Raw genomic sequence first — 15,882 nt, 5'->3', positions numbered from 1 at the left:
GGGCCCGGACCCTCCGGAAGGAGGACCGGACCCGTGCTCCAGGACCGTTGGCCGGGGGAGGGCGGCAGGGCGCCGCACCGTCCCCCGGCTTACCGTCAGAACAGCCCCTTGTACCCTTTCCAGCCCGTGGCGATCTTCGTGCGGCCGCCGAAGGACCCCTTGCCGTTGCCGTTGTTGCGCCAGAGGACTCCGGAGGTGTCGCGGCAGACGATGTCCGCCCTGCCGTCACCCGTGATGTCGCCCACGCCCACGACCGCGTTGTACGAGGCCCCCCACGCGGAGAAGACCTTCACCCGGGCCTTGAACGTGCCCTTTCCGGTGCCGTCGTGGCGCCACAGGGTGTTCGACGCGTCCTGCACCAGCAGGTCGCCGTGGCCGTCGCCGGTGAGGTCGCCGGCGCCCACGATCTTCTTGTGGCCCTTCCACTTGGAGGCGACCTTGACCCGGGCGGAGAGCTTGCCCGCGCTCGTCCCCCTGAAGAGGTAGAGGTCACCGGTGGAGCCCTGGCGGGCGAGCAGGTCGGGCCGGCCGTCGCCGGTGATGTCGCCGGGCGAGGTCAGCAGGTCGTACTGGTTCCAGCCGCCGCCCAGCGAGGTGTACGGGGTGGAGGGGGTCACCGCCGCCCCGCACGCGGGCCGGTAGCCGCGCAGGGTGCCGCCCGCGAACCTGACGAGCACGTCGTTGCAGCGGTCGCCGTTCAGGTCGCCGAAGGGCACCGCCTTCACCGTGGCCGGCCACCCGGAGCCGGACCGCTTCCCGGTGAACGTGCCCCTGCCCGTGCCGTACTGGTACGTCAGCCCGCCCGTGCCGTTCAGCGTCAGCACCTCGCCGAAGCCGTCCGAGCCGACGAAGTCGCGGTGGGCCGGGGCGGCGCCGGTGACCTTGAGGGTGCCCGACCTCGTCAGGGCCGCGCCCCGGCCGTCGGCCGGGGTGACGGTCAGCTTCCAGGTGTGGGCGCCGTTGGGGACCAGCCGCCCGGCGGTGTTCCGGCCGTTCCAGGACGGGGTCACCACACCGCGCGCCGGACCGCCGGTGAGGGTGCGCACGGTCCTCCCGGACCGGTCGGCGACCACCAGCCTCCAGGAGGCCGCGGGCTTGTTCAGCCACCACTTCGGGCTCCACGGCGCGGTCCCGCCCCGGACGTCCGCCGAGGCGGCGACCACCGCGTCGCGCTGGACGAGGGCGGAGACGGGGACCCCGCCGGGGGTCAGGCGCACGGAGCCGTCGTCGCGGAGCTGGGCGATCACCCCGGTGTAGGGGTCGACCTCCCAGTCGGAGCCCTCGGCCTTCGCCACGACGCGCGTCACGGGGGTGGCGCCGCGGACGTCCACCACCCTCACGTTCCCGCCGTCGGACGTCGCGACGAAGCCGTCGCCGAGCCGGGCGGCGACCCGTCGGCCGCCGGGCTGGAAGACCACGTTGCGGCGGGTGACGGTGTCGTAGACGCCCTGGCCCTCGTTGTTGATCGCGCAGGCCCAGAGCACCCAGCGGCCCACGGCCCGGACGTCGTCGAGCAGGCAGCCGCGTCCCAGGTACACCGACGGGCCCGGCCGCCCGGTCAGCACGTCGACGGAGTCGACGCCGCCCCCGGCCCGCAGCCACAGCGTGGTGCCCCAGAGCGCCGCCACGGACCCGGTCGTCGTGTACACGGTGCGCCCGGTGTCGAGGTCGACGACCCGGGTCTCCGCCGTGCCGGTGGAGGCGTTGGCGCGGCCGGTCAGCGCGGCGAACCGGCCGCTGGCGGCGGTGGCCGTCAGATACGTGCGGGAGCCGTCGATCCGGGTGCCGGGCATCTTCTGGGAGGCCCCGAGGAGCCGGGGCTGCGCGGCGGCGTCCACCCCGTGTCCGGAGACGACCGTCCGGCCGTCGCCGGTGTCGAGCAGGACCGGCCCCCGCGCCGGGTAGTTCTCCAGCGGGACCCGGCCGCGGTCGGCGCGCGCCCCCGTCGCGGCGGACCCGGCCGCCCCGGTGTCCCGGGTGTGCAGGTACGTCCAGTCGCCGACCGGGTCGTTCTCCACCGTGGTCAGCCGGCCCTGGGCGAGGGTGAACCGGGAGACGGCGCGGACGGTGCGGCGGGGGTGCGCCCCGGCGATCCGGCGCACCGTCACCCCGCCGCCCCGGGCGGCCTCGACGAGATGCACGCCCCAGTGCTCCGTGTCGGCACCGCCCGCCACCAGGAGCCCGCCGGCGGGGGTCGCCACGGCCCGCCGCGACGTCCTGTCCAGCAGGGTGCGCGGCGCGGAGCCGTCCAGGGGGACGGCCTCGACGCGGGAGACCGCGCGGTCGGTGGAGTTCCGGCCCAGCTCCGGGACGTTGCGGGAGACGACGACCGAGCCGCCGACCAGGCCCAGCACCTGAGTGACGTCACCGCCGGGCACGGTCCGCACGGGCGCGGCCGGGTCGGAGCGGGAGGCGGCGTACAGAGTGCCGTCGTAGAACCACACCAGATGGGTGGGGGCGAGCGCGACGAGGTGGTACCAGCTCGGCACCTGGTACGGCAGGCGGACGACGCGGCCCCGGTCGGCGTCGAGCCAGCCGGTGACCTGGCTGCCGCCCGCCTCGTAGCGCACCACCTGGCCGTGCGCGTCGGCCGCGCCGATGGCGGGCCACAGGGTGGCGCCGGCCGGTACGCCCTCCACCGCGCGGTCGGCGACGGAGCCGTCGTCGCGCGCGTCCAGCAGGTGCCAGGAGCGGCCCGTGCCGGGCGTCCCGGACGTGGTGACGACGGTCGATCCGAGCGTGCTGAAGTAGGAGTGCCCGTCCGGGAGTCCGACGACGGCGACCTCGCCGGAGACCATGTCGCGCAGGGTCACGGTCCGGGCGTCGGGGTCGTGGTGGGCGACCACGTCCGAGCCCGCCCCGGTGGCCGGGTCGGCGTACCCGTCCCCACCCGCCGGGTCGACGACCGTGTCGGCGCCGTCGTAGGTCGTCCACAGCCTGCCGCGCCCCGGCTCGTGGCGCAGGAACCCGGTGGGCCCCGCGCTGAGCAGGTCCGTGGCGGGGACCATGGCCGTGGCGGCGGGGACGATCGCGTCACCGGCGGCGGCCGCGTGGGCGGAGTCCGCCGGGAGGGTGCCGAGGCCGAGGGCGAGCGTGAGGGAGACAGCGGTGGCGGTGGCGCCTCGTAGAAGGGCACGTCTGCCCATGCGGGGACCTCTCCGGGACGGTGGGTGGAGCCGTGGAGGACCGCGCGCACACCGTCGGGCGGCGGGCCGCGGAGCGGCGGCACCGCGCGGGACGTACCGGCACCCCCCCCAGGCGAGTGGCCGGATCCTAGCACCCCGCACCCCTCTGACCTGCGGCTGGTGCGCCGGGGCGGGCCGTCGGGAGGCCGGAACGGATGCCCGCGGGGGCGGTGCGGAAGGGGCGCGGGCGCGGGGGTTGGCGCGGCGTGGGTGGGGCCGGGACAGGGGGTGCCCCGCCCCGCCGGGCGCCGCCCCGCCCGGCCCCCGCCCGGCCGTCAGCCGTCCCCCGCCTCCTCCGGGAGGAACGTCACCTGCGGGGCCCCCGTCCGGGGGTGGACGGCGACCTCCGCCCCGACCCCGTACACCTCGGCCAGCAGCCGGGGGGTGAGCACCTCGGCGGGCGGGCCGGAGGCGGTGATCGCGCCCCCGGACAGCACGTAGAGGCGGTCGCAGTAGTACGCGGCCAGGTTGAGGTCGTGCAGCGCCAGCAGCACCGTCGCGGGCAGCCGGCGCAGCGCGCCCAGGACGGACAACTGGTGCCGGATGTCGAGGTGGTTGGTGGGTTCGTCGAGGACGAGGAGGGCGGGCCGCTGGGCGAGGGCGCGGGCGATGAGGACGCGCTGGCGTTCGCCGCCGGAGAGCCGGTCGAAGGGCCGGTCGGCCAGGTGGAGGGCGTCCACGGCGGTGAGCGCGGAGCGGACGAACGCGGCGTCCTCGGGGGTGTCGCCGTCGAGCAGCCGTTTGTGCGGGGTCCGGCCCATCGCGACGACCTCGCGGACGGCGAGGTCGAAGTCGGCGGCCGGTTCCTGCACCACCGCCGCGACGGTCCGGGCCAGCCGCCGCACCGGCAGCGACCAGGCGTCCTCCCCGTCGACCAGGACCCGGCCGGAGCCGGGCCGCAGCACCCGGTAGACGGTGCGCAGCAGGCTGGACTTGCCGCTGCCGTTGGGACCCACCAGGCCGATGGTCTCGCCCGGCCGGGCGGTCAGGCTGACGTCCCGCACCAGGGCGCGCGCCCCGGCGGTCAGGGTGACGCCGTCGAGGGAGAGCCGGGCCGCGGTCATGCCGCCCCCCGGCCGGTGCCGCGCCGGGCGTCCCTGCGCATCAGCCACAGGAAGAACGGACCCCCGCACAACGCCGTGAGCACCCCGACGGGGATCTCCAGCGGGGCGGCGACGGTGCGCGCCGCGATGTCCGCCCAGACGAGGAAGACCGCCCCGCCGAGCGCCGCCGTCGGCAGCACCCGGCGGTGGTCGCCGCCGACGAACAGCCGCACGATGTGCGGCATCATCAGGCCGACGAACCCGATCGGCCCCGTCGCTGCCACCAGGACGCCGGTGACCAGGGAGAGCAGGACGAACATCCGGGCGCGGAACCGGCCCACGTCCAGCCCCATGGTGGTGGCCGCCTCCTCCCCGGCCAGCAGCAGGTTCAGCCGCCGGGCCTGTGTCATGAGCACCCCGAGCCCGAGCAGCAGGGCCGCGCAGGGCAGCCACAGGGTGTCCCAGGCGACCCCGCCGAGCCCGCCCAGGGTCCAGGCGAGGACGGCACGGGCCTCGTTGCCCCGGTCGGTGGTGAGCAGCAGCAGGTTGAGGACGGCGGTGAGTATCGCGGCGACGGCCACCCCGGACAGCACCAGCCGGGCGGAGGTGATCCGCCCGCCGGTGCGCGCGGTGGCGTAGACGAGGGCCAGGGCGGCGAGCGCGCCGAGGAACGCGGCCAGCGGCAGGGAGACCGGGCCGAACAGGGTGACCCCGAAGACGATCACGGTGACCGCGCCGAGGGAGGCGCCCGAGGAGACGCCCAGCAGATAGGGCTCGGCGAGCGGGTTGCGCACCAGGGCCTGGAGCGCGGTGCCGACCACCGCGAGCCCGGCGCCGGTCACCGCGCCGAGCAGCACCCGGGGGGCCCGGACGTCCAGCACGATGGTCTCCCGCGCCCGTGGCCAGTCCGGCTCGGCCCAGGGGGCGCCGAGCGCGTGCGCCACGATGCCCCACACCTGGCCCGGCGGCACCCGCACGGAGCCGATCGCCAGGCCCGCAGTGAGGGAGACGAGGAGCAGGGCGCCGAGCACGAGCAGGGTGACGGCCGGGGCGGTGCGACGCGCGGCGGGCCCGGCGGTGTCCGGGGCGGTTCCGGTGCCGGTGTCCGGTGCGGTTCCGGTGCCGGGGGCCTGGGTGGGTCCGGTGCCGGGGTTCTCGGCGGTCTCGGTGCCGGTGGGCCCGGCGGCGTCCTGGGTGGTTCCGGTGCCGGGGGCCTGGGTGGGTCCGGTGCCGGGGTCCTTGGCGGTCTCGGTGCCGGTGGGCCCCGGTTGGGGGCCGACGGGCCGCGGTGGGGGACCGGCGGGGTTCCGCCCGGTGGGGTCCGGGTCCGGTTCCGCGCGGTCGGGAGCCGGGGCGGCGCGGGCCGGGTCCGGCCCGGTGGGATCCGCGTTGCGCCCCGGGGTCCGCCGCCGTCCTCCCCCCGGGGCGCGGGCCCCGGGGGCGGCGCGGGTCACCGGAAGCTCTCGGGGTGCAGCCCGCGGGCCAGGTCCTCGACCGCGTGCGCCGAGCGGATGCCGACCAGGGTGGCGGTCAGCGGCAGGACGACGAACCGCTTGTCCCGGATCGCGGGCACGTCGGCGAGCGCGGGCTGGGAGAGCAGGAACTTCTTCTTCCGCTCGACGCTCCCGGCGCCGTCGTCGGCGTAGTCGTAGATGGCGATGACCTCGGGGGCGCGCGCCACGACCTGTTCCCAGGAGACGTCGCCGAAGACGTCGTCGAGGTCGGCGAAGACGTTCCGGCCGCCGGCCAGCCGGATCAGCTCGGTGCCCAGGCTCCGGCCGCCCGCGGTGAAGGCGGTCTTGTCGCCGCTGTCGTACACGAAGACGGACACCTCGGGCTCGCCGCGGACGGCGGTGACGGCCCCCTCGACGCGGTCCTCCAGGTCGGCGACCAGCTTCCCGGCCCGGTCCGGGACGCCGAAGACGGTGCCGATGGTGCGGATCTCGTCGTAGGTGTCCCGCATCGTCACCCGCTTCCCGCCGCAGTACTCGCGGTTGAGGTGGGTGTTGATCCCGGCGTCGGCGAAGGCCTTGCGGGACCGGCCCTGGCTCTCGTCGAAGGCGCTGGCGTAACCGCCGTAGACGAGGTCGGGGTCGGCCTCCAGCACGGTCTCGAACGACGGCTCCCGCGGGGCCAGTTCCGGGACGGCCGCGTACTCCTCGGCCAGCTCGGGCAGGACGGCGGAGTCGGGGAAGGCCGTGCCGACCATGCGGTCCGCCAGGCCGAGGGAGAGCAGCAGCTCCGCCGGGTGCTGATGGATGGTGACCACCCGGGACGGCGGCCGGTCGTAGGTGGTGCGCACACCGCAGTTGTCGACGGTGACGGGGAACCCGGCGGCGGGCCGGGCCTCGGGCTTCCCGTCGCCGTCGGCCGGTCCGCAGCCGGCGAGCAGGGCGACGGCCGCGGTGAGGGCGGCGGCCGCGGCACGCGGCCGGCGGCGCCGACGGGCGGGGGTGGGAGAGGACAGGGGGGCATGGGGCATGCCGTCGTACACGTAGAGCCTCCTGGGGAGTCCGCGCTCCTCGGAATGGGCCCGCGACGGACCAGTGTCCTGACTTCCGGGTCGACCCCCCTCCGCACACGACAGCGTGCGGAGCGGACGCGCTCCCCGGTCACAGTGGCGGGACCGTGCCGGACTCGCACCGGCTTCCTGTCTCCCGTCGCGGCGATGACCTGGCGATAGTACGTTTCCCGCGTCCCGCGCCGACAGGGTGGTCGGGCCGGGGACCGCCGACCGCGCGCGGGAGCGGTCCGGTGCGGGGCCCGGGGCGGGTGCGCCGGGGCCGTGGCCGGCCCGGCCGGGGAGCGGGCGCCGGGCCCGGCCCGGGAGCGGTGCGGGACCGGCCGTTGGGCTCGGGGTGGGGTGCGGGTCCGGAGCCGGGACGCGCGCGCGGGGCTGCCGGGGCGCGAGTGCGCGGGGGCGGCCGGTCCCGTGTCGGCCCACGGGCGGGCGCCCGGCGCCGCGGCTCCGCGTTTCCGACGGCGGCCGGGCCCGCGCCGGTACCGGTCCGGTGACGACCTGGGCCCGCGCGGGCCCGGACCCACCGTGCCCCGGGGCCCCGCAGGGTCCCGCACCCGGTGACGAGCGGGCCCGGTGAGGGCCTGGTCCCACGGTGCCTCAGGTGCCGGGCGATTCCGGAGCCGTGATGCCTCGGCCGCCGTGACGCCCCGGCGGTGATGCCCCGGGTGCCGGGTCGCTCCGGCCGCCGCGCGGTTTTGGCGGCGGCCTGCTCCCGCGTGCCGGGCGGCGGGCGGACCGGCCCCTGGTCCCGCGTGCCGGGCGGCGGCCCGGAACCCCGGGGCGGCGGCCCGGAACCCCGGGTGTCGGGCGGCGCACCCGGGTCCGGCCTCCGGGTGCCGGGTTGCGACCCGTGCCCCGGCCCGGCACCCGGCCCGGCACCCGGTCCCGGCCCGGGCTACCCGCTGTGGTCCTCCCACCAGGCCCGCAGCCAGGTGACCGCCGTGGCGCCGAGCGCCCCGGTGGCACCCAGGAGCGCCTTCTGGCAGAGCCGCCGCCAGAGGGGCGGCGGGGCCGGTGGCGGGGGCTGTTCCCGCACCGGGGCACCGTGATCGTTCATCTGCGCGTTCCTCCCGCGTGTGTCGGAGTTCTCCGTGGGCCGGCCCGGACCCCAGCGTGCCGGGCGCGGGCGCCGCCGGGAACGCCCTCCGCGTTGACACCCGAGGTCGGCAGCGGCGCGACCGTTGCCGTTCACGGATGGCAACGGAAGCTCGCCACCGGAAGGCCCAACGGGCGTGATACTGGGGCCTGTTGAGGGGACGGTGGGTGGAACATGGGCACACGGGACGCGGTGGGCGCGGCGCGCTTGGCACCGCTCGGGGAGGACCTCGTACCGGAGAAGCGGGCCTTCGTCGAGGACCTGCGGATGATCTTCCTCAGGCTCGGGGTGAGCGTCCGGCGGTACGCCGCGCGGCGGCACGTGGACCCCAGCACCCTGACCCGCTACCTGAAGGGCGACCGCCTCCCGGGGTGGGACTTCGTCGCCACCCTCGTCGCCGACCTCCGGGAGGAGGGGATGGCCCTCACGCCCGAGGCCGAGCGGCGGGTGCGGGAACTGCACCGCGAGGCGCTGCGGTCCAACAGGCCGGCCGGGAAGCGGCAGAAGCTGGAGGACCAGCTCGCCCTGGCCGACGAGGAGGCCCGGCGGAAGCAGGCGCACGCCCAGGCCCTGGAGGAGGCGCTGCACGACCGCGTGCGGCGGCTGTCCGCGGCGGAGGCCCGCAGCCGCGCCCTCGCCGTCGAACTCGACCGGCGGACACAGGCGCACCGGGCCGAGATCGACGTGTGGCAGGGCGAGTACGAGGAACTGGGCCGAGAGTGCCAGGACCTCCGGCAGGAGATCACCTATCTGGAGGAGGTGCTGGCCGTCACCCGCGCCGAACTGATCGCCGCGGAGAACCAGTGCTGCGTCCTGGAATCGCAGCTGGAGACCGTGCAGGAGCTCTGGGAGGAGGCGGCGGTCGTCCCGTCGCTGATGGCGGCGCTGGAGGCCACCGACCGCACCGCCTCGGTGCCGGAACTGGTCAGCGTGGTCGGCGACCTGGAGTCGCGGACCCAGCGCGCCATGGCCAGCGAACTGGTCACCTCCGTCAGCAGGACCCGGCCGGTCCAGGAGGTCGGCGCCCTGCTCGCCGGACTGGACGGGGCGGGACTGGGGGCGCACGCCCAGGCGGCGCTGCCCGTCCTGGTGCTCACCCGCCCGGTCGACGAGCTCGGCCGACTCGCGGCGGAACTGGAACGCTCCCGGCTGCGCGACCTCGGCGCCCGGCTGCTGCAGGCGTCGGTCCGGCTGCACACCCCGCGCGACACCGCCGCGTTCGTGGCCGCCCTGCACCGCGAACACCTTCCCGAGCACGTCGCCGTGGTGCTCGGCGCGTTCCTCGCCACGCGCGAGGTGGCCCAGGTGCTGGAGGCGGTGGAGCTGGTGCTGGCCGGGCCGGGGGCCGCCGTGCTGCCGCTGGCCCTGCGCGCGGCGGCGGCCGAACGCCCGGTGTCGGACATCGTGGAGATCGGCCGCGGCCTCGGCGAGAACGGCCGGCACGGCCTCACCCATGTCCTCCAGGCGGAGACCGTCTCCGTACGCCCGGCCACCGATGTCACGGAGCTGATCGACACGCTCTCGTCCCGGGGGCTGCTGCGGGACGCCGACTTCGTGTTCGACAACGCCCAGTCGTGCAGCAGCGGCCATCTGGTGGCCCTCGTCTCCGCCTTACGCGTGGTGCGCAACCACACGGCCGCCGCGGCGGTGCTCGAACGCGCCGCGCTGACCCGCGCCCCCGCCGACGTGGCCACCCTGATCAACGACCTGCACGCGACCGGCAACGGCGTGCTCGCGTGCGACGTGCTGGTCGTCTCGGCCGCCGCCCGGACCCGGGACGACTTCCTCGCGCTGCTGCGCGCCCTCGACGGGAGGCACCACGAGGTCGGCTGGGTGCTGGGACACGCGGCCGGGACGACCGGCCCCGGGGACGCGGCGCTCCTGTTCCGGACGCTGAACGACGTGGCGCTGCCCGAGCGCGCGGAGACGGTGCTGGCCTTCACCCTGGAGAACCGGCCCACCGGCCACGCCGGGCAGTTCCTCGCCATCCTGCACCAGGGCGGCGCCCCCGAACTCACGGCGGACGCGCTGCTGGTGCGCGCCCGCGCGATGCCGACGGCGATGGTCGCCCGGCTGGTCCTGGCGCTCGCCTCGGCGTACCTCCCGGAGCAGCTCGACGCGGTGCTCCGCGGGGGCGGGGCGGAGCGGGACGGCGGCGAGATCGCCATCCTGCTCCGCCAGATGGCCCTGGCGGACAGCCCGTTCGCCCCTCTGCGGGACCTCGTCTTCGACCGCCTGACGGAGGTGTGCCTCTCCCTGCTGCCGGCCGAGACCGTGGCCGGCCACGTCCTCGCCCTGGAGGAGGCCAGCCTCGACGCCCACGCGGCGACCCTCGTCCAGCGCGCGGGGGCCCGGTACCGGGGCGCGTTCACCTCGGAGCTGAAGCGGCTGCGCACGAAGGACGAGCAGAAGGTGTTCTCCCGCCGCTTCTGGCTGCCCGAACGCCCCGGGGACCCCCGCCCCGGAACCCCCCGCGGCTCCCTGCCCCGCCGCCGGGGCCGGCCCCGCCACCGCCGCCCGGGCCACTGACGCCGCACCGCCACGCGGCCGACCGGCACCGCCTGCCGGCCCCGCCCGCCGGGATGAGCCGTGCTCCCGTTGTCGGACGTGCTGGTTAACGTGTCACCACCGTTGGAGCCGGAGGGGGATTCATGCGTGCACGGATCGATGTCGTCTACTGCGCGGGCTGGGATCCGCAGGCGCGGATGCCCGTGGGGACGATGACCGAGGACCGGGCGCGCGAGCGCGACCGGGCAGGAGAGCCGTACGCGGTGCTGCTCGGCGGTGGGGGCCGGCGGCGGGCGCTGCTTCAGGTGAGCTGGAGGGACCACTACCTCGGAGTGTTCCTCTTCGACGAACAGGAACGACGCGTCCGCGCCTATGACTACCGGGAGTTGGCGGCGGGCCTGCTGCACCTGCGCCGTTATGAGGAGTGGCGCCACCTGTCCCCGGCCGAGCCGGAGTTCGAGGGGAAGGGCTGGCATTTCACCCTCACCCCCAGAACCGTCGGCGAGTACGCGAGCGCCGAACTGCGCCTCGGCGGCTGCCTGGAAATGCGGCCGAACCTTCCGGAACGGCACCGGACTCTGCTCCGTGCGCGGTTCGGCGACTGGACGGCGTATGCCGACGGTCGGATGCTGGGATTCGCGGCCGATGACGCCCTGTCCCTCATGCCCGCCGCCCATGAGGAACGGCCCGAATCCCCGGCCGGAGCGTGGTCCGTCCCGAGAGGGGCCCGCCCTCGGCACCTGGAGGCCCTGTTCACCCCGGGCAGCCGCTTCGCCGACGATGAATGCGGCGTGGCGACCGTCACCGCTTCCAAGACGGCCGGTGTCCTGCGGCTGCCCACCGGCTCGGTCATAGCGGCGGACCCCGGCACTCTGCGCGAGGGCGACGAACCCTTCACCGTGCCGGTGCCGCCCGGCGAGTATCCCGTGGTGCTCGCCACCATGACGTGGGACGACACGGGGTGGGGGGAGACCACCGCCGCCATGCTGCGTGTTCTCGACAGGCCCACCGTGAGCTGGGAACTCGCCGTCCGGCCCGGCCAGGACACACGATTGCTGGGCGAGCGTGAGTTCTACGGCTTCGGAGTGGACAGCGGCACGGGCTCGTTCCTGGACGCGGCGGGACGTGGTGCCCTGATCGAACTGTGCAAGGAGGGCGTCGAACTGGGGGAGACGACCGATCCCGGCACGGGAGCCAACCTGGTCGCCTATCCCAGTGGCATGGGCGACGGCTCGTACCCGGTCTGGATCGGGCGTACGGAGGAAGGAGAGGTGACCTGCATGGTGGCCGACATGCTCATTCTCCGCGACGCCCAGCCCCTGCCGCCGACGGCGCCCGACCCCACCGCCTTCCTGTCCCCGGTCCCGGAGAGTGATGATCCCCGGCCCCGGCCCGGCAACGTGGGGGAGGCATCGGATTTCATCTCTGCGATCATCGCAGAAATGGTCGAGTTCAAGGAGATCCGCATGCGGGGATAGCGAGCGGCGGCACTCCCGCACCGGTGCCCTCAGGCTCGCCGGCACCGCCTCCGCTCGGCCTGAAGGGCCCCGGAGCGGGGTTGGTCGCCGCGGTCCTGCGCGTCGCGCATCCCCCGGCGCGACCCGACCGCGTCGGGCCGGTTTGCGTCCCGGGCCCTCCTCGCCGCGGTCGCGGTGGGCACCCGTCCACCGGTCTGGAAAACAAGAGAACCCCCAGGCAGCCGACCTGGGGGTTACGCATGGAGCGGGTGACGAGAATCGAACTCGCGCTCTCAGCTTGGGAAGCTGATGTTCTACCATTAAACTACACCCGCGTTGCACTGCGGAGCCGGTCGAGCCGGTGTCCGGATGCTCGCTCACTGTACCCCATCGCAGGCCCCCGGCGTTTCGCCCCGTGGGGCCTGAAGGCGTTTCAGGGGGTGATCCGGCTGCGCCGGGGGCGGCTCGGGGCGTACCGTGGGGCCGCGTCCGGCAGGTGCCCGCGAGGGCGGAGTGCCGCCTGGAGCGCAGTCTCTTTCATCCCGTAATGTGGCTTTCGTCGTCAGGGTAGTCCAGCCAGACGCGGCTCTTGGGGAAGGGACTTGAAGGACTTGATGGAGCGCACCCTCGTCCGCTGTGCCGATGGGCACGTGTTCACCGCCAGCTCGTTCCCGATGCAGCAGGCCGATCGACTCGGCCCCGGTCGGCTCGTCCGATGTCCGCGGTGTGCGCGGCTGCGGAGTGCCGTGCCGGTGGGAGCGCGCAAGCGGTAGCGCACGCGCGCAGGCGCGGGCATGTCCCACGGGACCCGGCGCGTGGGGTGGCGGCTGGTTGTCGCCGCTCCGCGCGCTTTGCGTATCCTCGGTGCGTGCTTCTCTCAGACAAGGACATCCGGGCCGAGATCGACGCCGGGCGGGTCCGTATCGATCCCTTCGACGACTCCATGGTGCAGCCGTCGAGCATCGACGTGCGCCTCGACCGCTACTTCCGGGTGTTCGAGAACCACCGGTATCCGCACATCGACCCCTCGGTCGAGCAGGTGGACCTCACCCGGCTCGTGGAGCCGGAGGGGGACGAGCCCTTCATCCTCCACCCCGGTGAGTTCGTGCTGGCCAGTACGTTCGAGGTGATCACGCTGCCCGACGACCTCGCCTCGCGGCTGGAGGGGAAGAGCTCCCTCGGCCGCCTCGGGCTCGTCACGCACTCCACCGCCGGCTTCATCGACCCCGGCTTCTCCGGGCACGTGACGCTTGAGCTGAGCAACCTCGCGACCCTGCCCATCAAGCTGTGGCCGGGCATGAAGATCGGGCAGCTCTGCCTGTTCCGGCTGACCTCGCCGGCCGAGCACCCCTACGGCAGCGAGCGGTACGGATCGCGGTACCAGGGGCAGCGGGGGCCGACCGCCTCCCGCTCCTTCCTCAACTTCCACCGGACCCAGGTGTGAGCAGGGCACGCGGATGAGTGGGGCACACGGATGAGCGGGACACGGGAGAACCTGACCTACGAGCAGTTCGGCACCGCCGTCCGCGAGCTCGCGCAGGCGGTCGCCGACGACGGCTACGAACCCGATGTCGTCCTCTCCATCGCGCGCGGCGGCGTCTTCGTGGCCGGCGGGCTGGCGTACGCGCTGGACTGCAAGAACATCCATCTGGTCAACGTGGAGTTCTACACCGGGGTCGGCACCACGCTGGAGATGCCGGTCATGCTCGCGCCGGTGCCGAACGTCATCGACTTCTCCGACAAGAAGGTCCTCATCACCGACGACGTCGCCGACACCGGCAAGACGCTCAAGCTGGTGCGGGACTTCTGCCTGGACACGGTCGCCGAGGTGCGCAGCGCGGTGATCTACGAGAAGTCCCACTCGCTCGTCCGCTGTGAGTACGTCTGGAAGCGCACCGACGACTGGATCAACTTCCCGTGGAGCGTCCTCCCGCCCGTGGTGCGGCGCGGCGGCCAGGTGCTCGACGCCTGAGGAGACGGCGCCGACGGGGCGGACGGTACGTCGGCGGGGCGGACGGTACGTCGGCGGGGCGGGGCGGCCACCTCGGCACGTCCGCCCCGCCCCGGTACCTCCGCCTCGACGGGCCCGCCTCGGCCCGCCCTCATGGCAACCCGCCCGCCGGTACGCCTGCCCCGGTACGCCCGCCCCGGCACCGGGGACGGCCCCACGGTGACGACCCACACGGACACGGACAGGGACACGGCAAGGGCCCCCGGCGCGCGGCGCCGGGGGCCCTTGCCGTGTCCCTGTCCGGTGGCCTCCGCCCCCGCTGGGCCCCACGGCTCAGAACGTGCCGAGCTTCACGATCGACAGCAGCGCGACGAGCTGGATCGCGGACGCGCCCAGCGCCCTCGGCCACGGCAGGTCGTGGGAGCGGCCGACCATCAGGGTGAGCAGCGCACCGCCCGCGATCCAGGTTGCCCAGCCGAGCAACTGCACGAAGGGCGCGTCGCCCCCGGCGAACATCGCGACGACCAGGCGCGGCGCGTCCGTGATGGACATGATCAGCATGGAGAGGCCGACCGTCGGCTGCCAGGCCCCGTCGCCGCCGAGCTGGCGGGCCAGGGTGTGGGTGACCACGCCGAGCACGAAGGCGCTCAGCACCAGCGCGACGGCGGTGATCAGGACGATCGGGACGGCGTTGGAGAGGGTGGCGTTGATCGCCTCCTCGCGGGCCCCGTCGAAGCCGAAGACCGCCAGCAGGCCGTAGAGGAAGGTGACGACGAGGGCGGGGACCCACATCGTGTAGTCCCGCATCCTCAGGAAGGTCTGGTTCGGGGCGACGACGATGCCCTTGAGCAGTTCCTTCCAGCGCAGCGGGGGGCCGGACGGACCGGGCGGCGGGGCCGCCGCGCCCGCGCGGTAGGTCTCGCCCTGGCTGTAGGGGTCCTCCCCGAGCGCGAACGCCTGCGTGTGGCCGGGGTTGTTGGCCGCGTAGGGGTCGTACGGGGGCTGGGGCGCGGGGGCCCCGTACCCGCCGTGCGGACCCTGCGGACGGTGCCCGCCGTGCGGTCCCTGCGGGCCCGGGGGGTAGCCGCCGTCACCGAAGTACTCCGGCTCCCCGTGCCCCCCCGCGTGGCCCCCTGCATGCCCCCCGGCGTGCCCCTGCGGCCAGGGTGAACCGCCGGGGGCGCCGCCCCCGTACGGCTGCTGGGGGTACGGGGGCCTGGGCGCGGCGGGGCCGCCGTACGACGGTCCCTGCGGCGCCTGCTGCCCGTACGGAGGATGTTGCGGTCGCGCGTGAGGAGCGCCGTCGTCCCGGCCGCGTCCGTTCCTGAATCCAGCCACGCCCTCGAACGTACCCGTTCCCGCCGCACCGCGTACCGGAGCCCTCGGCCCCGGCCGGGCTTTGCGGCCGAGCTGTGACATCCCTTACGGGCCTTCCCGGAGGCGGCCCGGGCGCCCGACCGCGCGTCCCCTAGGGGGTGGGGGAGCACGCCGACCGGGAGGGGGATAGCGGAACCCTCGCCCCCGTGCGGCCGGGCGTCCCCGGCCCCGTGCCCCGGGCATCCCCGGCGCCGTTCCGGCGGGCACCCCGGCCCCCGTGGGCGGCGCCCGGGGACGGCGGCGCCCCCGGGTCGGGGGACCCGGGGGCGCCGGTCGTCGGTGCCGGGCGGAGTGCCGGGCGCGGGCGGCTACTTCGCCGGCTCGGGCTCCGGCGCGTTCTCCGTCTCCGCTTCGCCTGCGGGGTCGGTGGGGGTTCTGACGGATTCCAGGAGGAGTTGGGCGACGTCGACGACCTGGATGGATTCCTTCGCTTTGCCGTCGTTCTTCTTGCCGTTGACGGAGTCGGTGAGCATGACGAGGCAGAAGGGGCAGGCGGTGGAGACGATGTCGGGGTTGAGGGAGAGGGCTTCGTCGACGCGTTCGTCGTTGACGCGTTTGCCGATCCGCTCCTCCATCCACATGCGGGCGCCGCCGGCGCCGCAGCAGAAGCCGCGTTCCTTGTGGCGGTGCATTTCCTCGTTGCGGATGCCGGGGACGGCGGCGATGATCTCGCGTGGCGGGGTGTAGATCTTGTTGTGGCGGCCGAGGTAGCAGGGGTCGTGGTAGGTGATGATGCCCTCGACC

General features: G+C 75.1%; 11 protein-coding genes, 1 tRNA gene and 1 riboswitch. Of the genes, 4 read left to right on the top strand and 8 right to left on the bottom strand.

Annotated elements, in window-relative coordinates; genetic code table 11:
- Window positions 1–95 precede the first annotated feature (95 nt).
- From GTY84_RS11040 to GTY84_RS11020, 5 genes are all read right to left on the bottom strand, one after another.
- Window positions 96–3,146 carry an FG-GAP-like repeat-containing protein gene (locus GTY84_RS11040; RefSeq protein ID WP_161225994.1) on the bottom strand — a complete coding sequence of 1,017 codons (3,051 nt, stop codon included), beginning with the start codon at window positions 3,144–3,146 and terminating at the stop codon, window positions 96–98.
- A gap of 314 nt (window positions 3,147–3,460) precedes the next feature.
- Entirely contained in the window at window positions 3,461–4,249 is a 789-nt protein-coding gene (locus GTY84_RS11035; RefSeq protein WP_161225993.1) for an ABC transporter ATP-binding protein, read from the bottom strand.
- Window positions 4,246–5,265, bottom strand: a complete 1,020-nt coding sequence (locus GTY84_RS11030) for an iron ABC transporter permease (protein WP_161226031.1) — start codon at window positions 5,263–5,265, stop codon at window positions 4,246–4,248. Before GTY84_RS11030 ends, GTY84_RS11035 begins: the two co-directional genes overlap by 4 nt.
- A 413-nt stretch (window positions 5,266–5,678) precedes the next feature.
- Complete coding sequence (locus GTY84_RS11025; RefSeq protein ID WP_161225992.1) at window positions 5,679–6,722, bottom strand: ABC transporter substrate-binding protein; 1,044 nt, start codon at window positions 6,720–6,722, stop codon at window positions 5,679–5,681.
- A gap of 50 nt (window positions 6,723–6,772) precedes the next feature.
- Window positions 6,773–6,882: riboswitch (cobalamin riboswitch) on the bottom strand.
- Window positions 6,883–7,644: 762 nt separating this feature from the next.
- The gene (locus GTY84_RS11020; protein WP_161225991.1) at window positions 7,645–7,806 is read right to left on the bottom strand and encodes a hypothetical protein; all 162 of its coding nucleotides are present in this window, start codon (window positions 7,804–7,806) and stop codon (window positions 7,645–7,647) included.
- A 213-nt stretch (window positions 7,807–8,019) separates the two neighbouring features.
- Between GTY84_RS11020 and GTY84_RS11015 the strand changes: the two genes are divergently transcribed.
- Together GTY84_RS11015 and GTY84_RS33650 are read left to right on the top strand one after the other, a co-directional pair.
- Window positions 8,020–10,374 (top strand): hypothetical protein, encoded by a 2,355-nt coding sequence (locus GTY84_RS11015; protein WP_161225990.1) that lies wholly within the window; start codon window positions 8,020–8,022, stop codon window positions 10,372–10,374.
- Window positions 10,375–10,496: 122 nt separating this feature from the next.
- Window positions 10,497–11,831, top strand: coding sequence for a DUF4241 domain-containing protein (locus GTY84_RS33650; RefSeq protein ID WP_161225989.1), 1,335 nt, complete (start codon window positions 10,497–10,499; stop codon window positions 11,829–11,831).
- Window positions 11,832–12,071: 240 nt separating this feature from the next.
- On the opposite strand, the gene GTY84_RS11005 is transcribed toward GTY84_RS33650, so the two are convergent.
- Window positions 12,072–12,145, bottom strand: a tRNA-Gly gene (locus tag GTY84_RS11005).
- A 533-nt stretch (window positions 12,146–12,678) separates the two neighbouring features.
- Between GTY84_RS11005 and dcd the strand changes: the two genes are divergently transcribed.
- Window positions 12,679–13,254 carry a dCTP deaminase gene (gene dcd, locus GTY84_RS11000; protein ID WP_161225988.1) on the top strand — a complete coding sequence of 192 codons (576 nt, stop codon included), beginning with the start codon at window positions 12,679–12,681 and terminating at the stop codon, window positions 13,252–13,254.
- Between the two features lie 30 nt (window positions 13,255–13,284).
- On the top strand, window positions 13,285–13,782 hold the full coding sequence (locus tag GTY84_RS10995) for a phosphoribosyltransferase (protein WP_161225987.1): 498 nt from the start codon (window positions 13,285–13,287) through the stop codon (window positions 13,780–13,782).
- Window positions 13,783–14,094: 312 nt separating this feature from the next.
- Here GTY84_RS10995 and GTY84_RS10990 read toward each other — a convergent pair whose 3' ends face one another.
- Both GTY84_RS10990 and GTY84_RS10985 read right to left on the bottom strand, forming a co-directional pair.
- Window positions 14,095–15,180, bottom strand: coding sequence for a Yip1 family protein (locus GTY84_RS10990; RefSeq protein ID WP_161225986.1), 1,086 nt, complete (start codon window positions 15,178–15,180; stop codon window positions 14,095–14,097).
- 266 nt (window positions 15,181–15,446) lie between these two features.
- Window positions 15,447–15,882 (bottom strand): (Fe-S)-binding protein (locus GTY84_RS10985; RefSeq protein WP_161225985.1); only part of this gene is annotated, 436 nt, incomplete at its 5' end.

Source organism: Streptomyces sp. SID8352 (assembly GCF_009862265.1).
GTDB lineage: Bacteria > Actinomycetota > Actinomycetes > Streptomycetales > Streptomycetaceae > Streptomyces.
The sequence above is the reverse complement of the archived record's forward strand: the minus strand, read 5'-3'. Positions and strand labels throughout refer to the sequence as shown.